Annotated in this window: 19 protein-coding genes; 7 read left to right on the plus strand and 12 right to left on the minus strand. The window is 48.9% G+C overall.

Features of this window, described 5'->3' with window-relative positions; genetic code table 11:
- Positions 1–181 precede the first annotated feature (181 nt).
- From DS731_RS09325 to DS731_RS09335, 3 genes are all read right to left on the minus strand, one after another.
- Complete coding sequence (locus tag DS731_RS09325; protein ID WP_119501055.1) at positions 182–883, minus strand: anti-sigma factor; 702 nt, start codon at positions 881–883, stop codon at positions 182–184.
- Positions 880–1,413, minus strand: a complete 534-nt coding sequence (locus tag DS731_RS09330; protein ID WP_119501056.1) for an RNA polymerase sigma factor — start codon at positions 1,411–1,413, stop codon at positions 880–882. The genes DS731_RS09325 and DS731_RS09330 overlap by 4 nt, the downstream gene beginning before the upstream one ends.
- A 334-nt stretch (positions 1,414–1,747) precedes the next feature.
- Positions 1,748–1,969, minus strand: coding sequence for a VF530 family DNA-binding protein (locus tag DS731_RS09335; protein WP_119501057.1), 222 nt, complete (start codon positions 1,967–1,969; stop codon positions 1,748–1,750).
- A gap of 181 nt (positions 1,970–2,150) precedes the next feature.
- Between DS731_RS09335 and DS731_RS09340 the strand changes: the two genes are divergently transcribed.
- Entirely contained in the window at positions 2,151–3,482 is a 1,332-nt protein-coding gene (locus DS731_RS09340; protein ID WP_119501058.1) for an NADH:flavin oxidoreductase/NADH oxidase family protein, read from the plus strand.
- Here DS731_RS09340 and smpB read toward each other — a convergent pair.
- Positions 3,427–3,906, minus strand: a complete 480-nt coding sequence (gene smpB / locus DS731_RS09345) for an SsrA-binding protein SmpB (RefSeq protein WP_119503376.1) — start codon at positions 3,904–3,906, stop codon at positions 3,427–3,429. The genes DS731_RS09340 and smpB overlap by 56 nt on opposite strands.
- A gap of 139 nt (positions 3,907–4,045) precedes the next feature.
- On the opposite strand from smpB, the gene DS731_RS09350 reads away from it, so the two are divergent.
- Together DS731_RS09350 and DS731_RS09355 are read left to right on the plus strand one after the other, a co-directional pair.
- On the plus strand, positions 4,046–4,474 hold the full coding sequence (locus DS731_RS09350; RefSeq protein WP_119501059.1) for a type II toxin-antitoxin system RatA family toxin: 429 nt from the start codon (positions 4,046–4,048) through the stop codon (positions 4,472–4,474).
- Positions 4,474–4,818, plus strand: coding sequence for an RnfH family protein (locus DS731_RS09355; RefSeq protein ID WP_119501060.1), 345 nt, complete (start codon positions 4,474–4,476; stop codon positions 4,816–4,818). The genes DS731_RS09350 and DS731_RS09355 overlap by 1 nt, the downstream gene beginning before the upstream one ends.
- Positions 4,819–4,904: 86 nt before the next feature.
- Here the strand turns inward: DS731_RS09355 and DS731_RS09360 are convergent, their stop codons facing one another.
- Positions 4,905–5,378, minus strand: a complete 474-nt coding sequence (locus DS731_RS09360) for a MarR family winged helix-turn-helix transcriptional regulator (protein WP_119501061.1) — start codon at positions 5,376–5,378, stop codon at positions 4,905–4,907.
- A gap of 29 nt (positions 5,379–5,407) precedes the next feature.
- Positions 5,408–7,342, minus strand: a complete 1,935-nt coding sequence (locus tag DS731_RS09365) for a BCCT family transporter (RefSeq protein WP_232373551.1) — start codon at positions 7,340–7,342, stop codon at positions 5,408–5,410.
- 351 nt (positions 7,343–7,693) lie between these two features.
- On the opposite strand from DS731_RS09365, the gene DS731_RS09370 reads away from it, so the two are divergent.
- Both DS731_RS09370 and DS731_RS09375 read left to right on the plus strand, forming a co-directional pair.
- Positions 7,694–10,381, plus strand: a complete 2,688-nt coding sequence (locus DS731_RS09370) for a TonB-dependent receptor (RefSeq protein ID WP_119501063.1) — start codon at positions 7,694–7,696, stop codon at positions 10,379–10,381.
- An 89-nt stretch (positions 10,382–10,470) separates the two neighbouring features.
- Positions 10,471–12,438 (plus strand): sulfotransferase, encoded by a 1,968-nt coding sequence (locus DS731_RS09375; RefSeq protein WP_119501064.1) that lies wholly within the window; start codon positions 10,471–10,473, stop codon positions 12,436–12,438.
- On the opposite strand, the gene ppsR is transcribed toward DS731_RS09375, so the two are convergent.
- Positions 12,435–13,247 (minus strand): posphoenolpyruvate synthetase regulatory kinase/phosphorylase PpsR, encoded by an 813-nt coding sequence (gene ppsR, locus DS731_RS09380; protein ID WP_119501065.1) that lies wholly within the window; start codon positions 13,245–13,247, stop codon positions 12,435–12,437. The two genes, DS731_RS09375 and ppsR, sit on opposite strands and share 4 nt — an antisense overlap.
- A 221-nt stretch (positions 13,248–13,468) precedes the next feature.
- On the opposite strand from ppsR, the gene ppsA reads away from it, so the two are divergent.
- Positions 13,469–15,841, plus strand: a complete 2,373-nt coding sequence (gene ppsA, locus DS731_RS09385; RefSeq protein ID WP_119501066.1) for a phosphoenolpyruvate synthase — start codon at positions 13,469–13,471, stop codon at positions 15,839–15,841.
- A gap of 97 nt (positions 15,842–15,938) precedes the next feature.
- Here the strand turns inward: ppsA and DS731_RS09390 are convergent, their stop codons facing one another.
- Complete coding sequence (locus DS731_RS09390) at positions 15,939–16,172, minus strand: PGPGW domain-containing protein (RefSeq protein ID WP_442858445.1); 234 nt, start codon at positions 16,170–16,172, stop codon at positions 15,939–15,941.
- 198 nt (positions 16,173–16,370) lie between these two features.
- Between DS731_RS09390 and DS731_RS09395 the strand changes: the two genes are divergently transcribed.
- On the plus strand, positions 16,371–16,790 hold the full coding sequence (locus DS731_RS09395; RefSeq protein WP_119501067.1) for a DUF4826 family protein: 420 nt from the start codon (positions 16,371–16,373) through the stop codon (positions 16,788–16,790).
- A 50-nt stretch (positions 16,791–16,840) separates the two neighbouring features.
- On the opposite strand, the gene DS731_RS09400 is transcribed toward DS731_RS09395, so the two are convergent.
- From DS731_RS09400 to purB, 4 genes are all read right to left on the minus strand, one after another.
- Positions 16,841–17,299, minus strand: coding sequence for a GNAT family N-acetyltransferase (locus tag DS731_RS09400; protein ID WP_119501068.1), 459 nt, complete (start codon positions 17,297–17,299; stop codon positions 16,841–16,843).
- Positions 17,300–17,367: 68 nt separating this feature from the next.
- Positions 17,368–18,519 (minus strand): cupin domain-containing protein, encoded by a 1,152-nt coding sequence (locus DS731_RS09405; RefSeq protein ID WP_119501069.1) that lies wholly within the window; start codon positions 18,517–18,519, stop codon positions 17,368–17,370.
- Positions 18,520–18,525: 6 nt separating this feature from the next.
- On the minus strand, positions 18,526–19,731 hold the full coding sequence (locus DS731_RS09410) for an adenylate/guanylate cyclase domain-containing protein (RefSeq protein WP_119501070.1): 1,206 nt from the start codon (positions 19,729–19,731) through the stop codon (positions 18,526–18,528).
- Between the two features lie 76 nt (positions 19,732–19,807).
- Positions 19,808–21,181, minus strand: coding sequence for an adenylosuccinate lyase (gene purB / locus DS731_RS09415; protein WP_119501071.1), 1,374 nt, complete (start codon positions 21,179–21,181; stop codon positions 19,808–19,810).
- Positions 21,182–21,189 lie beyond the last annotated feature (8 nt).

Here is a 21,189-nt window from a genome sequence, read left to right on the forward strand (position 1 = left end):
GCGCCTGCTTTTCTGCGTCCGTACAACAAGCCAAACGACTGGAAGATGCAACCGGATGCAAAAAATATAAGTTTTTTTAAATTTTTTATTTTTCGAGATTTAACGGGGTAAATAATAAGGGATGAAACGGGCGTGGCGCAGTACGTTGTCGTGCTGCGCCGGTAGCCGTGTTATGAGGGCTTTAAACAGAAAATATGTTGGTGTGGTAAAGCACGTCAGTGGGTGAACCGTTCGGCGAGCCCCCGAGTGGCTCCATGCTGACAGCCAGTACCGTAACGTTTTTGTCCAGCAACATGGAGGGCGGAATACGGGTGATATCTCCACTTTTGGGAAGCAGTCCCAGGGAGACTGGTGCACCGCCACCGGCCGGCGCCATCCACAATTGATAGTCCTTGTCAGTTCTGGCAGCAAGTGCTCCGGTAACTCTTACATTCAGGGAGTCGCCGGAAATTTCGATGATCCATAAAGGCTGATTATTGGTGTCATTAAATATTGCCACCCGCTCAACAGGGGCGGTGACAGGTTCCGTCATGGAAACGAGTAACACGGCCATCATCAGCGCAGCAGCGGCGGCCACGCCGGAGAACAGACGCCACTGTTTTCTTCGTTTACGTTCGAATGCGACAATGTCACCGGACGTATCTGTCCGTTCTTCAGGATTAATGCGTTTCTGGATGGCCTGCCATACGCGCGGAGGCGGAGTGACCGGCGGCAACCTGTGGTTCAGTCCGTCGAGATATTGTTCCCATAAGGCGGTCGTTTCAGCAATAACCTGATATTGCATCATCAGCTTCTGATAACGCACTCTGGCTTTTCCCCGCAACGTACCCAGTACATATTCTGCAGCGAGGGCGTTTCTCCGCGCTTCAGTAAGATAATTCATAGTGACAGACACCTCTGCAAACTTTGTAATCCGCGACGGATCCAACTTTTGATAGTGCCCAGCGGAGACGCCATGTGGCTTTCCACTTCGTGATGAGATAAACCGTTAATGTAAGCGAGATGGATAGCCTGCCGCTGGGCAGGTTCAAGTTCATCCATACAGGCTTCAAGCTTCTTCTGCTCCGCATCAGACAAATTGGATTCGTCCGGGGAAACAGGTAAATGTGTATCTTCAGACAAGTCCACTTCATTGCGCACTTTATGATAGCGCATCAAATCCAGTGCACGATAGCGGGCTATACTGAGCATCCAGGTAAACACAGTGCCTTTGCCACGCTGATATTGACCGGCATTGTGCCAGATTTTGACATAAGCATCCTGAATGGCTTCATCCGCCAGTTCAGGCCTCTTCAACATCTTCAGTGCGACAGCATACATCTGACCGCTGGTCAGCTTATACAATTCTGAAAACGCTTCTTTGTTGCCGTTTGCCGTTTCACACAAGAGTGGAAACAATGTTTCGTGTTCCATGAAATCTCAGTTTCCGCTGTCTGCTGTCACTATTTACACATTATTAACGTTTATCCCGTTTACTATCAAGTTGAACCTACCTGAACCAAACGACTGAACGTTCAGATCGGATGCGAAGTAATGCATATTAGTGAAAAGGTAATAGTGGCTTGTCAATGTTGACGAAGCCACATCACGCCCGGGAGTCATGTTTTTAGTGATATCAATGATTTAAAGCCGGCAAAGACACGCTTGATAGTGCGGCATGTGATTGTTGATAGTAAAACCTGTTCAGCCGGTTTACGGGCAGTGACAGGGCGCCGGAAAGAAAACGGATAAGGTACGGGTTAATGGATTAACGACAAAAAGTCTCAACATAGAGCGCTTCCACTTTGGCCCTGGCCCAGGGAGTACGGCGCAGAAATTTCAGTGACGACTTCACCGACGGTTCGTTGTAAAAGCAGTTCAGGTGAATGCGCTCATCCAGTCCGTCCCAGCCATAATGTTCATGAAACTGCACGATTATCTTTTCTAACGTCAGACCGTGTAAAGGATTATTTGGCTGTTGCTGGCTCATGGCAGGGCTTCCGGTAATACAAACCGCCGTAGTGTAACAGATAACCAGTACGGTGGGTCAGTTCCTGTCTGTTGATCTGTATCATTTACGTAACGGCAAAATAAAAAATAACGCACATGAAGCATGAAAGCGCCGGGCATTTCCTATAAAGTAGTCGCGCTTAAGCTTCAGACACGGAATCATGCAGCAAAATCAAATATCAATGGCGACACCGGTAACGTTGCCATGCGGGCAGGTTGTTAAAAACAGGATTGTAAAAGCCGCGATGGAAGAAAACATGGCGGATAAGCAACTTCAGCCGGATCATGCGCTTTATGCACTTTACCGGTACTGGGCACATGGCGGTGCCGGAATGATCATTACCGGTAATGTGATGATTGATGCAACTGCTATGACCGGCCCTGGCGGTGTGGTTATGCCGCTGGAAGGCGACTTAAAAGCCTTTGAAAAGTGGGCGGCAGTGATCAAATCCGGTGGCGCAAAAGCCATCATGCAACTTAACCATCCGGGCAGACAGATGCCCCGTGAGATTGGTGAAGTGGCATGGGCACCCTCAGACGTTCCGCTTTCTCTGGGACGATACACCAAACGTTTTGCTAAACCACAGCCGATGTCCTGTGAACAAATTCATCAAATCACCCATCAGTTTGCCCAGGCGGCGAGACGTGCAAAAGAAGCCGGTTTCGACGGTGTGCAAATTCATGCTGCCCATGGCTACCTGTTAAGTCAGTTTTTGTCTCCGTTGGCAAACCGCCGGGAAGACGAGTGGGGCGGTTCTCTGAAGAACCGTGCCCGCCTGTTACTGAACATTGTTTGTCAGGTAAGGGCATATTGCGGCAATCATTTTATTGTGATGGTGAAACTGAATACGGCAGATTTTCAGCGTGGTGGCTTTACTGCGCAGGAAGCAACTGAAGTAGCACAGTGGCTGGCAGGATTGAATGTGGATGTCGTAGAACTGTCCGGCGGAAATTATGAATCTCCGGCTATGCAGGGAACTGCGCAGGAAGGATTTGCCGTATCCCGTAGAGACGCTTACTTCGCAGATGTGGCAAAGCAGATTTCTGAACAGGCTGACGTACCGCTGATGACCACCGGCGGCATTGTCCGGCAGGAAACTGTGCAACAAGTTTTAGACAACGGATGTACGTTCGCGGGTATAGCAAGCGCTCTGGCATTTACGCCGGACCTGATGAGAAAATGGCAGCAAAAGCCGGATTATGCAGGGATAAAACCGGAGTGTGACTGGCAGGATAAAACACTGGCATCGCTGGTGAAAATGGCAAAAGTACGCCGGCAGCTGAGACGTTTAGGCAACGATCTGACCACAATGCATAACCCGACGGGGTTCTGGAGCTTGTTTCTGGATATTCTGCACCGCAGAAAGATGACGATGGTATACAAAGCGTATATCAGCGCAAAGATCAAAGAGACCATTGCGCCGATGCAACCTGAGGTTACACGCTGTGTTTCATCACCCGTTGTTTCTGACGTTGCCAGTCGCGATCTTTAACGGTATCACGCTTATCATGTTCCTGTTTACCTTTCGCAAGGTAAATTTCGAGTTTCACCCAGCACTTTTTCCAGTACATGGCAGTGGCAACAATAGAGTAACCCTGACGCTCACGGCCGCCGATAAGCCGGTCGATTTCTTTTTTATTCAGCAGTAATTTGCGGGCCCGTTCGGGTTCACAAATCACGTGGGTGGAAGCCTGATTCAGCGGCGTAATGCGCGCACCTACCAGCCAGGCTTCGCCGTTTTGCAAAATAACGTACGTGTCAGTAATGTTCACTTTACCTTCACGGATACTCTTTAATTCCCAGCCTTGCAGCGACACACCTGCTTCGAATTTGTCCTGCAGATGATAGTCGTGACGCGCTTTCTTGTTCAGCGCGATGGTGCCGGTTGAGTTTTGATTGGATTTGTTCTTTTTCATGCCCGCCATTATACCGATTGCAAACAGAATGTCTTTTCATTTCCATGGTATATGGGGGCGATAGCGCGCGCTTAAAGGGTAGGTGACAATAAACAGTCGTGGTAGACTTAACAAATTATCAGAAATAAAAAGTGAGTTTATGCCAAGTATCCAACGCAGTGCGTTAGTGGCATACAGTGCCGGGGCCATGTTTGATTTGGTCAATGATGTAGCTGCCTATCCACAATTTTTACCGGGCTGTGCCGACAGTCAGGTTCTTGACCACAGTGAAAGCCACATGAAGGCGTCGTTACTGGTATCGAAAGCCGGTATTAAGCAATGGTTCACAACACTCAATACTCTGGAGCCGGCAAGGCGTATAGACATGCGTCTGGTTGATGGTCCCTTCAAGCAATTATCAGGCGGGTGGACGTTCTCCCCGTTATCTGATGACGCCTGCAAAATTGCGCTTAATCTGGATTTTGAATTCAGTAACCGTTTAACTGAAATGGCCTTTGGTAAGGTATTCAGCGGGCTGGCCACCAGCATGGTGAATGCATTTACGGAACGGGCACGGAGCGTGTACTGATGAGTGACGAAATAACGGTAGAAGTTGCCTACGCACTGCCACAAAAGCAGTCGCTGGTGGAAATTTCGGTGCCGGCAGACAGCACTATTGAAAGCATTATTGTTGCTTCCGGTCTATGTGAACTTCATCCCGAAATCGATTTGAAGAAAACTAAAGTGGGCGTATGGAGCCGTGTGGCCAAAATGCGCGACACGGTTAATGATGGTGACCGGATTGAAATATACCGTCCGTTGATTGCCGATCCGAAAGAGATCCGTAAACGCCGTGCTGAAAAAGCCGTTGAAGAAGGCCGGGCAGATAAAGTGACCGGTGGCCGCCCGAATCCGCTGAAAGCAAAAGAATGATGAGTGAAGGTTAAGTGACATCCGGCGTGTTAATAACGGAAACAGACCCCCTTAAAGAGAAGCCACGGCAAACACCGTGGCTTTTTTTATTTGTCCCGCAGGGAACCCACTTCAAGAAACGGTGAGGCATCAATATCCTCAGCGTCCATCATAGAGGCTATGCGTTGCATCGTTGCAACCATCTGGCTTTGTTCCCAGTCCTTCATGTTATTGAACCGGTCAATGAAGTGCTCCTGTAAAGGGCGGGGCGCGTTTTCCAGAGACGCTTCACCTTTGTCCGTCAGATACACGCCAACCTTTCGTTTATCGGTGGTGCTGCGGATGCGGGTAACCAGTTCACGGGCTTCAATGCGATCAAGAATATTGGTAATGGTAGCAGGACTCAGATTGATGCTTTCCGCAATTTCCCGCACCATGATGCCGGGGCGTTCCTGAATATTTTGCATTACCAGCAACTGCGGGCCGGTCAGACCCACATCTTTACTCAGTTGCTTACTGCGTAAATCAACCGCACGGATGACCTTACGCAGGGCAACCAATAATTCTTCTTCTTTTCTCATAAATAAGCCCGTCCTGTGAACTGCTGATTTCACACTAGCCGGTGTAAAAAGTGCTGGTGTTTGTGGTACTGATCGATGACATCGTTGATAACAGCAAGTGTAGACCAGCCCATGATGTCGTATCCCTGTCCGCCCTCACTCAGGTGAACTTCGGCGCGATAGTACGTGTCATCACTATCTATGTCCAGCGTACCGTTTAAATCCGGTTGTACTGTGGATGTAGGATAAACCGCATAGATAAAATCAGGCTGCTCGTTGAGTTTCACCGTCAGCATCATGAACTTATCTGTCTGCTCTATTTCCACATCAAAATTCAGTTTACCAAATTCCTCTTTTACATCATTAAATGCCGGCAGTACCGTTTTATCCAGAAAGCGATTTACGGCTTTTTTGTTCGGGAAAGACACGATGTTTTCCAGCCTCGAACGCCAGTTTTTGTCACTGTCACCGGTACTGGTCTGAAAACCACTTATTTGCATACTTTCCCGCTTGTAATCTTCCACCCGCAGGGCCTTCATCAGGCCGAAGAGTGCAACAAGCAATATTACCGAAAAAGGCAGTGCTGCGACTATCGTCATGGTTTGCAACGCGCCGAGCCCGCCGGCGTAAAGCAGAATGGCAGCCACCACTCCCACGCTGACAGCCCAGTAAATGCGTTGCCATAAAGGCGTATCGTTACGACCGTTAGAGCACAGCATGTCGACAACCATGGCACCTGAGTCACAGGAGGTCACAAAGAAAATCACTACCATCAGTACTGCCAGTAAAGTCAGTACACTGCTGAACGGGAAGTTTTCTAAAAAGACGAACAGGGCGACTGAGGTATCTTCGTTTACCATTGAAGCCAGCGCGTCTTTGCCCTGTACCAGTACCATATCGATAGCGGTATTGCCGAACACGGTCATCCACAACAAGGTAAATGCAGTCGGGATAAGCAGTACACCCATGACGAATTCACGGATGGTGCGGCCATAAGAGATACGGGCAATGAACAAACCAACAAAGGGCGCCCAGGCTAACCACCATCCCCAGTAGAAAATTGTCCAGCCGCCAATCCAGTCTGTTTTGGCGTAGGCAAACAGGTTGAGGGTATTCCGCACGATGTCGGAAGTATACGCTCCCATGTTTTGCAGGTAAGCCTGCAGCAGAAATACCGTCGGGCCAAGCACCAGTACGAAAACAAGTAATGCTACGGCAAGTAACATATTTGCTTCGGATAAGCGGCGGATCCCCTTATCAAGACCGGTAGTCACAGAAATGATGGCAATACCCACAACACCGGCCATCAGGCCAATTTGTACACCTGTTGTGCTGGGAATGCCGAACACATAAGACAAACCGGCATTAATTTGTGCTGCACCGAAACCCAGTGACGTAGACACACCGAAGATAGTGGACGTAACAGCAAATATATCCACCAGGTGGCCGGGCCAGCCGTAGATACGCTCACCAATTAAAGGGTAGAGCGCTGAACGTAGTGTCAGTGGCAGTTGGTGACGGTAGGCAAAGTAACCCAGCACCAGCGCAACCGCGGCATAAATTGCCCACGGATGCACGCCCCAGTGGAAAAAGGTGGTTTTCATCGCTTCTTTCACTGCGGCAATACTGTTCGGGTCGGCAGTGGGTGGCGCCAGGAAGTGCATGACCGGCTCGGCAACACCGAAGAACATCAATCCTATCCCCATACCGGCGGCAAATAACATAGATAACCATGTCAGCTTGCTGAACTCCGGCGTGGCGTGATCAGGCCCGAGACGGATATCGCCATACCTGGAAAATCCGAGGATCACCACGGTAAGTAGAATAATGGCTACCGTGAGGATGTAAAACCACCCGCCATTTTGCGCCACTGTGTCCTGCAGTGACTGGAAGAATGTATTGGCCTGGTCAGGGTTGCTGGCTGCATAAATCAGCAAAACAAGAATGGCCAGAGAAGAGGTAAAAAATACCGGTTTATTTAACATTGCACCCGGTTTACTGGTTTCTGTCACTACGGCTTCCTTTGTCTTAATAGATATTAATTATGAATGAATACGACAATTTTGGCGTTTCGTTTAAGGCTCATTCATATTTGCCATAAGTATAATAATTAGTGTTCAACTTGATTTTATTGTCTCCGAAAGGGATCATAGACAAGTTTTTTGACTTATCTGCTATAATTAAAGGGTTTTGTAACGCTATTACCGCGATTACGTATGAACCAAATTGTTAGCGAACAAGTATATCTGCTTGCGATTGCTAAATAAATGATAAGCAAATAGCACGACATAAAATATTTACTCATCTAAGTAAAATAAAGAACCAGAGGAACACACATGCATAAAACACGTCTAAGCTGTGCCATCGTTGCAGCGCTGGCGGCATCTACGGTGCACGCCCAGGAAGCACAAAGCAAAGCGAAGATCGAAACCATTGAGGTAACGGCAACCAAACGTAGTGAATCTATACAGGATGTACCGGTCGCGGTAAGCGCGCTTGATGGAAAAGCATTGGAAAACCTTGGCATTGACAGCTTCCAGGATTACGTTGAATTCTTACCTAACGTGGTTTTCCAGGGTACAGGCCCGGGTCAGAATGAAATTTATATCCGTGGTGCTGCAACCACACAATCAAATATCATGTTGTCATCTGTTCAGGCACTGCAACCTTCAGTTGCTTTTTACCTGGACGAACAGCCGGTATCCATGGCCGGGCGTAACCTCGACATTTACGCAACTGACATCCAGCGCGTAGAAGTACTGCCCGGTCCTCAGGGAACACTGTTCGGCGCAAGCTCGCAGGCGGGTACGGTGAGAATGATCACCGCAAAACCTGATCACTCAGGTTTTTCTGCCGGTGTTGATACGAATATCGGTTTCACCAAAGGCGGCGAGATGAGCAATGCGGTTGAAGCTTACTTCAACATGCCTCTGACTGATGACCTGGCTGTTCGTGTTGCTGCATACAACGACAGACAGGGTGGCTGGATTGACAACGTGCTGAATGATCCGGGTAACGGTGGCTACATCGGCAGTGCACAGGTGATCAGCCGTATTTCCGGTGGTGTATTAACCAACCCTGCAGGCATGGATGCAAACCGTATTACTAATCCTGAGATCACGTCTCCGGTAGATGCTGACGTTGTGTCACCGCGAAACGACTCGCTGGTTGAAGACGATTTCAACGATGCAGTTTATGCCGGTGCCCGTTTTGGTCTGTCATACCACATCAATGATGACTGGGATCTGCTGGTACAGCACACACAGCAAATGTTAGAAACAGAAGGTGTGTTTGCATACGATCCGAATCTGGAAGGTGAAAGTTCCACTAACCGTTTCCAGCCTGAAGAGAACCAGGATGAATTCGGCCTGACGACGTGGACACTGGAAGGCCGTCTGCAAAAGCTGGATGTGGTTTATACCGGTGGTTACCTCGACCGTGAAATCGATACCCTTGCAGACTACACCGGTTACACCAACGGCGGTTTATTCTCAGCGTACTATGTATGTAGTTATGACAGCTCTGATGCAAACAGCGAAGACCGCTGCCTTGATCCTACCAAGTTCTACCGTGAAGACACCACTTCAACCCGTATGACCCATGAGCTGCGTTTTAATACCACCATGGATGAGCCATGGCGTGTTACTGCCGGTCTGTTCTATGACAATCAGGAAGTGGCTACTGTTGGTCAGTTTAACATTGCCAGTACTGAGTTATTCCCGGATATGGCAAGAAATCTGGTAGGTAATGAAGGCATTAACAGTGATGGCGGGCCGTTCCCGGCTGATATCAGCTTCGTTAACGACATTACTCATACCATTGAACAGGTAGCAGTGTTCGGTCAGTTTGAATACGATATCACCGATACCCTGACTGCCAGTGTGGGTGCCCGCTGGTACCAGATTGACGACGAATACAAAGGCTCTACAACCACCGTAGATGTGTCCCGCCGTATCCGTGCATTCGGTACAATGGACGATGCTGAATTAGCTGCAGTGGGACTGGATCCTGCTTTGGTTAATGAAGCTATTCAAAGCGGTCAGTTGGAAGTGGACCTGCTGGATTCTGACGGCGTACTTACCGTTGATGACACTATCTGGAAATTCTCACTGGACTGGAAAGTGACAGACGACATCTTACTGTTTGCTAACTATTCAGAAGGTTTCCGTCCGCCGGTAACTAACCGTGTTGGTGGTGGTCTGGCGTCTAATCAGTCCGGTAAGTTCGAGAACTTCCGTATTCCTGTTTACTCTACAACGGATACGCTGGACAACTATGAACTTGGTCTGAAAGGGGATTTCTTTGACGGACTGGTACGTGTGAATGCAACTGCGTACTATTCTGAAATCACCGATCTGCAAACTTCACGTTTCGATCCGACCAATATCTCGTTTCTGGTATTCACCGACAACGTGGGTGATGCTGAGATCCGTGGTCTTGATGCCGATATTACCTGGCTCGCCGGTGATGATTTAATCATCAGCAGTGCATTCAGCTTACTGGATACTGAGCTGACCCGCGTGAACTCTGAGTTGGAAGGTATTTCTGCCGGTGTCGGTTCTGAACTGCCTTACTCTGCGAAGTTCTCAGGAAACGTAAACGCCCGTTATTTCTTTGAATTACAGGGTGACAAGCGCGGTTACGTGAATGCTTCTGTGAGCTACACCGGTGACAGACTTGCCGGTATGGTGATGGATGCTTACGTAATGGAAGATGCCACGCAACTTATCTACGGCACGGGCTCAGGCCTTAAAATCGAAGATGAAGCTGCAGTGTATGAAGGCGTAACCTATGCAGACAGCAACGGCGAAACGTTCCGTGGCGGCCGTTATGTACAGGAAGCCTATGTACTGACAAATCTTGCGGTGGGTGTGACCAATGATGAGTGGAAAGCTGAATTGTACATAGACAATGTATTTGATGAGAATGCTATTTTGAACATCGATACGCAGCAATTCACGCCGAAAGTGGTAACTAACCGTCCGCGTACCATTGGTGTGCGTTTGTCTTACGATTATTTTTAAGTTATCCGTTGCGTAAGTAATTACGTTAATATTGAAACGGCAAGCCTTTACGGGCTTGCCGTTTTTTCGTTGTTTAATGCAGGATTAACATGACCCGTTCCGTTCAGTCTCGTCTAAATGAAGCCAAAAAAGCCCTGATGCAGTCTCAGTTCGCGCAGGCAGTGTCGTTATGCAAAGAGTGTTTGTCGGGAAATGACAATACCCTGACAGACCGTGAATGCCTGTACCTGATGGCTGTGGCTTTACGAATGACAAAAGAGCCGGCACAGGCCCTTCCTGTTCTGGACAGATTACTGAAAGCTTTTCCCGATTATGGTCGGGGATATCAGGAGCAGGGGTATTGTTTTAAAGCGCTGCAGAAAGGCCGGGAGATGGCCGCTGCGTTTTACCGTGCTACACGATTTAATCCGGCTCTGCTGACTGCCTGGCGGGAGCTGGAACAGGTATACCGCCAGACCGGTAACACAGACGCACTGATGCTGGCAGGACAACACATTCAGTCCTTATCGTCACTGCCAAAACCACTGCTGGGGGCCATGGATTTACTCCATGAAGGGCAGTTACAAAAAGCAGAACAAATTTGCAGGGACTTTCTCAAACAGCATAAACATCATCCCGATGCCATGATGTTACTTGCGGAAGCCGGCATGCAACTGAAGGTTTATCATGATGCAGAATTCCTGCTGGAAAGTTGTACAGAACTGTATCCGGATAATGAAGCTGCAGCGACTGCGTATCAAAGTGTGCTGGGTAAGCTGGGTAAGTTTCCCCGTGCCGTTGAATTTGCCCGCGGGCGTCTGGCACGACAGCCGGATAATTTTCAGGCAGCCGTAGCTCTTGCCCATGCTCTCACCGGCACCGGGGAGGTAGATGAGGCACTGACTTTATACCGCACACTGCTTGATAAAAACAGCAGGCGACCAGCGTTATGGGTACAGTATGGCCATGCGCTGAAGGCCGCAGGCGACGCCGCTGCCGCTGTGGCCGCCTACGAAAAAGCAGCAGAGATAGCGCCTGATTTCGGTGATGCTTACTGGAGCCTGGCGAATACCAAAACGTATAGCTTTCCAGCTTCGCTGACTGGCGGGATGAAAACGGCAGCAGAGAATGAAAATACTGCGCTGGACGATAAAATTCATCTGTATTTTGCGCTGGGTAAAGCCAGTGAAGACGATAAAGCGTTTGATGATGCTTTCCGTTATTACGATAACGGTAATCAGCTGAAGCGCCAGACACTCCGTTTCGATATCTCCCGTACTGAACAGGCGATGGCGTCACAGCAGTCCGCCTGCAATGCGGCTTTGTTTGAGCACGCAAAAGGCTGTGATGCTCCTGATCCGATTTTCATCGTGGGTTTACCCCGCGCCGGTTCTACACTATTGGAACAGATTCTGGCCTCTCACTCTATGGTCGACGGCACGATGGAGCTGCATGATATTCTGGGGATCGCATCAGGGCTCAGCCATCAGGCGGTGCCTTATCCGCAAAACTTGTCATCCCTCACCGATGAGCAATGCAAAAAACTGGGAGAGCAGTATATTGCTCAAACCCGTGCATACCGCCGGGGTGCACCATTTTTTATTGATAAGATGCCCAACAATTTTATTCATACCGGACTTATCAAACGCATTCTGCCCAATGCCAAAATCATTGATGCCAGACGGGATGCTGTGGCTTGCTGTTTCAGCGGGTTCAAGCAGCTTTTCGGCGAAGGACAGGAGTTCAGCTATTCACTGAATGACATCGGACGTTATTACAATGCTTACCGGAAGCTGATGGATCACTGGCATGAAGTATTGCCGGGACAAATCCTGACGGTGCAGCACGAAGATGTGATTAACGATCTTGAAGGGCAGGTCAGACGCATGCTGGACTTTTGCGGATTACCTTTTGAAGAGGCCTGCCTGAACTTCCATCAGACGAAGCGGGTGATTAAAACCCCCAGCTCAGAGCAGGTAAGACAACCGATTTACCGTTCCGGCATGACGCAATGGAAAGGCTTTGAACCTTACCTTGCGCCATTGTTTTCGGTACTGGACGGGGAGACTGAAGCTTAGTATTTCTTCCGTTGCAGGCCGGTTTCAGCAAGAATTTTCGCGGAAATTTCTTCTACGGAATAGCGGGTTGAATTCAAAAACGGGATGCGCTCGCGACGATAGAGGTTTTCTACTTCCCGAAGTTCCATACGACACTGCTGCAGTGACGCGTAGCGGCTGTTGGCCCTGCGCTCAGAACGGATCTGGCTGAGCCTTTCCGGATGGATGGTCAGGCCGAACAACTTCTGTTTATAACGGCGCAGTGCAGGGGGCATCTTCAGCATGTCACCCATGTCTTCCTCAGTGAATGGATAATTGGCCGCTTTAATGCCGTACTGAAGCGCCAGATAAAGGCTGGTGGGTGTTTTACCTGAACGGGAAACACCCACTAATATAATGTCTGCTTCTTCGTAGTTTTTGATGTTGGAACCATCATCATTGGCCAGTGCATAGTTCACCGCTTCAATGCGAATATCATAGGTTTTTTCGTGAATACTGTGGGTACGGTGTTTTTCCGGTTTTGATGGTACACCGAGCACTTTTTCAACAGGCGCAACGAATTGATCGAGAAAATTATAATTAATACCCACTGAACGGGAGATAATTTTGCGCACATCGACATTCACAATTGTATAAAAAACGAGCGGCCTTTCTCCCGTATCTTGAAAACTTTCAGAAATTTTCTCCAGTACCTTGTAGGCCTGTTCCTCGGTTTCAACGAAGGGAATCGTGGTGTGATTAAACTGTATAGGGAACAGAGACAGTAAGGCGTGGCCGAAGACCTCAGCAGTGATGGCTGTACCATCTGAAATGTAGTATGCGGTACGCAAAACAAATCCTTAACATTGTTGTAATTTTATTACGGAATACAGAAAGATTTTACTTTCGATTTTTCACCATTCTAAGATGAAACCGTCGAAAAGCCAGCATGCTATGAACAGGTTGGCACTAACCTCGGCGAATATCGCAAAGTTTCGTGATAAACATTTCGTAACACAGGTTGCGTAAATTAGCGGAACTGACAAGTTTAATAAAGCTGGAGGCTTTGGCCGTGCAAGAATACGTACTTTGGTACCAGGAATTGGGGATGCATGATGTAGGTCGCGTTGGCGGCAAGAATGCATCTTTAGGTGAAATGATTTCTAATTTGGCAAATGCAGGTGTGCAGGTGCCGGGCGGTTTTGCTACAACTGCAGATGCATTTAACGAGTTTCTTGAGCAAAGTGGTCTTGAAGCACGGATCCATGATGTACTGGATACCCTGGATGTTGACGATGTAACAGCACTGGCTGAAGCAGGTAAAAACATCCGTCAGTGGATCATCGACACGCCGTTCCAGCCCGCGCTGGAAACTGCAATTCAGGAAGCATTTGCAACGTTACAGGGCGATGCCGGTGATGAGGCGTCGTTCGCAGTCCGCTCTTCCGCAACAGCAGAAGATATGCCTGATGCATCTTTCGCAGGGCAGCAGGAAACTTTCCTGAACGTAAAAGGTTACGATGCGGTGCTGGTGGCTATCAAGCACGTATTTGCCTCTCTGTTTAACGACCGTGCCATCTCTTATCGTGTTCACCAGGGCTACGACCATAAAGGGGTTGCACTGTCTGCCGGTGTACAACGCATGGTACGAAGCGACATCGCGTCTTCCGGTGTTATGTTCACCATTGATACAGAATCAGGCTTCGATGATGTGGTATTTGTGACCAGTTCATTTGGTCTTGGTGAGATGGTGGTGCAGGGTGCCGTTAACCCTGACGAATTCTATGTACACAAGCCTACGCTGGCCAATGGTAACCCGGCTATCCTGCGCCGTAATCTGGGCAGCAAGCTGACAAAAATGATTTATTCTGCAGATGAGTCCCATGGCAAGCAGGTATCTATTGTTGATATCGACAAAGCCGACAGTCTGCGATTCTCTCTGACTGACGATGAAGTACAGGAACTGGCTAAGCAGGCTGTAATCATTGAAAAGCACTATCAGCGTCCTATGGACATTGAATGGGCTAAAGACGGTACAGACGGCAAGTTGTACATTGTTCAGGCCCGTCCTGAAACGGTACGCAGCCGCGAAGACAGTCAGACAATTGAACGTTTCCACCTCAAAGATAAGAGCAGCATCGTCTGTGAAGGCCGTGCTATCGGTCACAAGATTGGTGCCGGTGAGGCGAAAGTGCTTGGCTCAATTGAAGAGATGGACAAGATTCAGCCCGGTGATGTGCTGGTCACTGACATGACGGATCCTGACTGGGAACCCATCATGAAAAAGGCCTCTGCCATTGTGACTAACCGTGGTGGCCGTACTTGTCACGCTGCAATCATCGCCCGTGAATTAGGTATTCCGGCAGTGGTAGGGTGTGGTAACGCCACAGATTCTATTGCCACCGGCGACAAAATCACGGTTTCCTGTGCGGAAGGTGATACAGGTTACATCTACAGTTCTGAGCTGGAATTTGATGTGGTGACTTCCCGCATTGATGCCATGCCGGAATTGTCACTGAAAGTGATGATGAACGTAGGTAACCCTGACCGTGCATTTGATTTCGCCCGCCTGCCAAGTGCCGGTGTGGGTCTGGCCCGCCTTGAATTCATTATTAACCGCATGATTGGGGTTCACCCTAAAGCCTTGCTGAATTTTGACAGCCAGCCTGAAGAGCTGAAAGAAGAAATCAGTGAAATGATTGCCGGTTACGAGTCACCCCGTGAATTTTACATCCAGAAACTGGTAGAAGGGATTGCCAGCATTGGTGCTGCATTCTCGCCGAAGAAAGTAATTGTTCGCATGTCTGACTTCAAGTCGAACGAATACTTCAACCTGGTAGGTGGTTATCAGTACGAGCCGGATGAAGAAAACCCGATGCTGGGCTTCCGTGGTGCCAGCCGTTACATCTCTGACGATTTCCGCGACTGCTTTGCGCTGGAGTGTGAAGCCATCAAGCGCGTTCGTAACGTCATGGGGCTGACCAACGTTGAAATCATGATCCCCTTCGTCCGCACACTGGAAGAAGGCCGTCAGGTTATCGAAATTCTGGCTGAAAATGGTCTTAAGCAGGGCGACAACGGTCTGCGGGTTATCATGATGTGTGAACTGCCGTCTAACGCATTGCTGGCCGACCAGTTCCTGGATATCTTCGATGGTTTCTCCATCGGTTCTAACGACATGACACAGCTTGCGCTGGGTCTTGACCGCGACTCAGGCCTGATTGCTCACTTGTTCGACGAGCGTGACCCTGCCGTGAAGGCGTTGCTCTCTATGGCAATCCGTGCGGCAAAAGCCCGTGGCAAATACGTTGGTATTTGTGGTCAGGGACCATCGGATCATGATGATTTCGCTGCATGGCTGGTGGAAGAAGGTATCGATTCTGTGTCACTGAACCCGGATACTGTGGTAGAAACCTGGTTATACCTGGCAGAAAATCACGGATAAGCTATAGTTAGTTTGTAGTTTAAGGAAAGCGGGCCCATCCCAACCAGCCCGCTCAGACACAAAAGCCGCTTAAAGCGGCTTTTTTATTGCCTGTTCTTCAGCGTGATTTACGGGCCAACTTGCGGGAAAGCAGGAAGGTATCGAGCTTGCGGGCACCCCGCTGCATGCTGCCCTGTACCACCTTAAGCCACACACGGGCCTTTGGTATGTCGTAACTGAGTACAACCAGACCGGCCAGGATCAGCAGTGTTGAACCCGGAATAATGGTCAGTACAACGCCGGCAACGGCGAGCAGGGCACCAAGTGTAATTCGGATTGCTTTTATCATCATAAGTCCGGTTTTTCTCCAATGCTGACAGACTGCTTTATTTATAGCAAAAACCAAGAGAATTGATGTAAGTAAGTGTAAACGCCCCTGCTGATAGCGATAGTGATAACTATCAAGCCGGGAATAATGACGAAAAATGGCGTTTGTGGTAGTTTACGAAACAGGAAAGCATTAAAAACACCATTAAAAAAGAAGTGAAGTATGACAGAGCAAACAACGCCGCAAATTACAGAACAACAACGTCAGCAGTGGCTGAATGAGCAATTTAAAAAAGCAACGAAGTATCTGGCAGAGAACGGAGTTGTGGTATCCACCGTTGATGATGCAGCCAGCCGGTATCTTTATCCGTTGTGGGCAGTTCTGAAAGTGAAAGCGATGGACGGTGCAGCATTCTGGGTACTGAGTGGTGACTTACCGGTAGATTTTATCTCTGCAGGTAATGCAGCGAACGGTCGTGATGCATTACGCCACTTTGTTATGAGCTGGCAGCTAAAAGCAGAAAACATTCAGCGCTCGGGGATCACCGATCAGACTCAGCTACAGTTTGCAGCCATTATGCAAAACCGTGCAGAGCAACTGTATAAGTTTGTTGAGAAAGATGAAATTTGGGGTTCTGTCTGAGCTGCCGGGTATTAAGTATGACGGAGACTGTTATGGTTTAAAGTCTCCGCTCAATGGCATTCCTGCACGTCCGGTAGCCTGAAACGGTTGATAGGGCAAAACATACGCTGACGGGGAATGCCCGCTTCCATGAATACCGGCCCTTCCGGTGTGTAACCTCTGGCTTTATGCTCATCCACACTGGCCAGATTACAAACCACTTTCACCTGATCCACTCTGGCTGTTTTGCCCAGTTTAATTAAAGAACGAAACAAAATTTTATACACATCCAGCGTGCGGTAAGCATGCAGCACGGCGATCCGGCCAATTTCACCGTCTCTGGTAATTCTGCCGGTGGCAACCGGCTGATGATTTTCGTCTGAAACAAGGATGTGCAGGGCGTCAGGATCCCGATCGTCGAATTCTGCCTGCCGCGGAATACGCCACTCCACAACAAATACCTGTTCGCGAAGTTCTGTAAGTCGATTTTTACCACTCATCCAATCAACATTTTCGATTTGAAAACGCATGATTCAAGCTCTGAGTTGCCTGTACGCTGCGGGACTTTCTTCATGAAAAACGCAGCGAGCCTAAAGGACTAGTTCCTTAGTTCCCAGTAACCTTTATTGATCAGTATAGCCAAAAGTTGAATCATCGCAATGTCATCTGCGTCAGCAACCGGGTGTTCCGGCGGATACGGCTGGCCAGCGAGAACGGGCAGTAATAACGGTTTTAATGAGGACGCAGCACTAAACCTTTCACCATTCACATAAAACGAAAACTCTTCATCAGCCTGATTTTCACTGTATACCGGCTTGCAGCCGGGCGCCCGGTAAACAGCACATCCTGTTTCAACCGCTTCAGTGATTTCAGCAAGGGTATAGGGCTCTCCCGGCACGTTTTCCGGCAGGTACTGAGCGCTCAAAATACTGAGCAATCCGTCCTCACCCTGGTCAGATTGCAGGTAATCAATCATTAGTTGTCGTAAACCTGACAACGCATCATAGCTAACCATGGATGGATGTTCCTGCGGCAACAGGTGCGGGTCGCTGTATCGTCGTGGTGTAACACCGGCTACTGCCGGCGCTGCCGCGAGATGGTCTGCCAGTTGTTGCAGTAAATCGTTCTGGTCAGGGGCACGGAAGCCAATGGAATAAGTGAGGCAGTCTTCCAGTGCAGTACCTTCGTGGGCCCAGCCCGGAGGGATATAAAGAATATCACCGGGCTTAAGGACTACATCGATGTCGGGGTTAAAAGAGGCAACCTGTTGTAAATCTTTGTGCGGGCGGCACACTTCAGCATTGTCAGGAGGCGCAACGCGCCAGCGGCGGGAACCTTTACCCTGAATAAGAAAAACATCGTACTGATCGGTATGTGCACCCACGCCGGCGCCTTCTACAGCAAAGCTAATCATTACGTCATCCATTCGCCAGTAGGGGATAAAGCTGAACAACGACATTAATTCGTCCACGTCTTCACTGTAACGGTCTGTCGCCTGTACGAGCAACGACCATTTGCCTTTGCATACCTGGTTGAAATTTTCAAAGGGGCCGTGGGCAACGTCCCACTTGTCACCGGTCCGACTAACAATGCGGCTGTCGATGTCAGCTTCCATCGCCATGCCGGCGAGGTCATGTTCATCCAGGGGATCATCGAAATCAATAATGCCGCTGCGGATAACTAACGGGGCTTTTTGCCAGAAACTGGCGAGAAACTGATCAGGATTAAAATCAGTATTTAAGGTGTACATAAATAGTTAATCTTTTTGTAATCGCAATGAATGGGCAACCAGGTTGTCACCGACGACAAAGCTGTTAGAGAATTCAAATTGAGAGGCACCGGCATCGACAAGTTGTCCCCGGGTTCTGGCGCAAACGGTAATTGTGCCGGGCTGACTAGCTTGTTCAAGCCTTGCTGCGCGGTTTACGGTTTTTCCCCAGATATCAAAATGGGGTTTATGGGCACCGATTATCCCGCCCGTGACAGAGCCGGTTGCGATTCCTATCCGGATATTACAGCCAAGGTCTTTTTCTTTTGCCAGTTCATGAAAGCTTTCTAAAATTGCGCTGGCAAAGGTACACAGTGTCACCGCAGTATTCTCCTGAATATATTGAGGTACAGTAATGGTGGAGGGGATACCGGTAGCGGCCATGTATTCATCGCCGTTGGTTTTTACCTTTTCAATGCCCAGGCGCAGGGCGTGGGCATCGAACAGACGATAAAGATCGTCCAGAATCGCAACAATGCCAATGTCATCGTATTTCTCGCTGAGCTTGGTATAACCCTGAAGGTCTGCGAAAAGCACTGAGACATTGGTGATTTTTTCTGTGTGGCCTAAGGGCCAGTGTTTACTCTTATCGTCCGGCGCTGCCGGCAACATGCTTTTCAGCAAGGTTGTGTTGCGGCGTTCCGACAACAACAAGGCTTCCGCCTGCTTTTCAATTTTATCTCTGACCAGCCTGAGCATGACAAGCCCGCCGGAAACCAGAATGATGGCATTGGACAGGCGCAGTGTGGCCCAGGTATGGGTTTCACTGAATACAATTACGCCTTCCACGATGATGTACAACAGGCCGTAGGTATATTCAGCAAAGCGGCGTTGTTGCTGTTCGCTGCGGGGAAAAATAAAGCCGCTGGTGATCATACCGACCAGCAGGAGCTGTTGTAATCCCGTGTCTTTTTCCCACATCAGTGATAGTAGCGTGATGAGGGTCATACAACTGGTGACAAAAATAAACCGCGCGCGGTCAGCGGCATCCGGTTGATTACGGTAGGTCAGTGCGAGGGTGCTGCTGAACAAGAGTGCATGAGTGGCGATAAGCAACAGAATCGACACTGAATAGTCTTCAAGAATAAAAACAACAATCAGTGTATAGGCAGCCAGACCGGCTAAAACCGCAAGTGATAATGTCCGTACCAGTGAAAGCATTGAAACACTGGTTTTGCTAGCATGTGAATTCACAAGTATCCTGAAAAGAAGAAGGGCTGCACAGCAGCCCTAATATTCATACCGGTGACTAAATAGTATACCGTGACATTTATTCCGGCAACTGATCAACAAGGCGAATTGCATCACCGATGTAGTTAGCAGGAGACAAGGTTTTCAGTTCTGCTTTCACTGCGTCAGGCAGAGCCAGACCGTCGATGAATTCAGCCATGACTTCTGCATTGACTTTCTTACCACGGGTCAGCTCTTTGAGCTTCTCGTAAGGCTTTTCAATGCCGTAACGACGCATAACGGTTTGTACCGGCTCTGCCAGCAGTTCCCAGTTATTGTCCAGTTCAGCAAGCAGGCTGGCTTCGTTAACTTCCAGTTTGCTGATCCCTTTCAGGGTCGCCTGATAAGCAATAACCGCATAACCCACACCAACACCCAGATTACGCAGAACTGTAGAGTCAGTCAGGTCGCGCTGCCAGCGTGATACAGGCAGTTTGGCAGCCAGGTGGTCGAAAATTGCGTTTGCCAGACCCAGATTACCTTCTGAGTTTTCAAAGTCGATTGGATTGACTTTGTGCGGCATGGTTGATGAACCGATCTCACCGGCAATGGTTTTTTGTTTGAAGTGACCCAGCGCAATGTAGCCCCAGACGTCACGGTCAAAATCCAGTACGATGGTGTTGAAACGGGCCACTGCATCAAACAGCTCAGCAATGTAATCGTGAGGTTCGATTTGTGTGGTGTACGGGTTCCATGTCAGGCCAAGGCTGGTAACAAATTTTTCTGACAGGGCGTGCCAGTCAGTATCTGCATACGCAGACAGGTGAGCATTATAATTGCCCACTGCGCCGTTGATTTTACCCAGCAGGGTAACCGCTGCAATCTGGTCGCGCTGACGGCGTAAACGCATGGCAACGTTCGCCATTTCTTTACCCATAGTCGTAGGCGATGCAGGCTGGCCGTGAGTACGGGCCATCATCGGAATGGTTTTGTATTCCTTCGCTAAACGGGTAAGTTCACTGATCAGCTTATCACAGTAAGGCAGAAGCACGGAGTCACGGGCTTCAGTCAACATCAGGCCGTGAGACAGGTTGTTGATGTCTTCTGAGGTACACGCAAAGTGAATGAATTCACTGATCGCGTTTAATTCGCTGTTGCCTTCTACCTTTTCTTTTAAGAAGTACTCAACCGCCTTCACATCGTGATTCGTTGTGCGCTCAATCTCTTTAATGCGCATTGCATCATCAACAGAAAAAGAAGCAACAATGTCGTTCAGCAGTGCGTGAGATTCATCGCTAAAAGCAGGGACTTCAGTAATTGAAGCCTGTTCAGACAGCATTTGTAACCATCTTACTTCTACCTGAACACGGTATTTCAATAAGCCGTATTCACTGAAAATGCTGCGCAGCTCTGCACTTTTACTTGCATAGCGGCCATCGACAGGGGAAATTGCGGTTAACTGAGTCAGTTCCACCTTTAGCT

The sequence above is a fragment of the Alteromonas sp. RKMC-009 genome, from assembly GCF_003584565.2.
In the GTDB taxonomy this organism is placed as follows: domain Bacteria; phylum Pseudomonadota; class Gammaproteobacteria; order Enterobacterales; family Alteromonadaceae; genus Alteromonas.

Coding starts and splice junctions, on each gene's coding strand:
- DS731_RS09325 (WP_119501055.1), bottom strand. CDS start 883: ATGAATTATCTTACTGAAGCGCGGAGAAACGCCCTCGCTGCAGAATAT.
- DS731_RS09330 (WP_119501056.1), bottom strand. CDS start 1,413: ATGGAACACGAAACATTGTTTCCACTCTTGTGTGAAACGGCAAACGGC.
- DS731_RS09335 (WP_119501057.1), bottom strand. CDS start 1,969: ATGAGCCAGCAACAGCCAAATAATCCTTTACACGGTCTGACGTTAGAA.
- DS731_RS09340 (WP_119501058.1), top strand. CDS start 2,151: ATGCAGCAAAATCAAATATCAATGGCGACACCGGTAACGTTGCCATGC.
- smpB (WP_119503376.1), bottom strand. CDS start 3,906: ATGAAAAAGAACAAATCCAATCAAAACTCAACCGGCACCATCGCGCTG.
- DS731_RS09350 (WP_119501059.1), top strand. CDS start 4,046: ATGCCAAGTATCCAACGCAGTGCGTTAGTGGCATACAGTGCCGGGGCC.
- DS731_RS09355 (WP_119501060.1), top strand. CDS start 4,474: ATGAGTGACGAAATAACGGTAGAAGTTGCCTACGCACTGCCACAAAAG.
- DS731_RS09360 (WP_119501061.1), bottom strand. CDS start 5,378: ATGAGAAAAGAAGAAGAATTATTGGTTGCCCTGCGTAAGGTCATCCGT.
- DS731_RS09365 (WP_232373551.1), bottom strand. CDS start 7,342: ATGTTAAATAAACCGGTATTTTTTACCTCTTCTCTGGCCATTCTTGTT.
- DS731_RS09370 (WP_119501063.1), top strand. CDS start 7,694: ATGCATAAAACACGTCTAAGCTGTGCCATCGTTGCAGCGCTGGCGGCA.
- DS731_RS09375 (WP_119501064.1), top strand. CDS start 10,471: ATGACCCGTTCCGTTCAGTCTCGTCTAAATGAAGCCAAAAAAGCCCTG.
- DS731_RS09390 (WP_442858445.1), bottom strand. CDS start 16,172: ATGATGATAAAAGCAATCCGAATTACACTTGGTGCCCTGCTCGCCGTT.
- DS731_RS09395 (WP_119501067.1), top strand. CDS start 16,371: ATGACAGAGCAAACAACGCCGCAAATTACAGAACAACAACGTCAGCAG.
- DS731_RS09400 (WP_119501068.1), bottom strand. CDS start 17,299: ATGCGTTTTCAAATCGAAAATGTTGATTGGATGAGTGGTAAAAATCGA.
- DS731_RS09405 (WP_119501069.1), bottom strand. CDS start 18,519: ATGTACACCTTAAATACTGATTTTAATCCTGATCAGTTTCTCGCCAGT.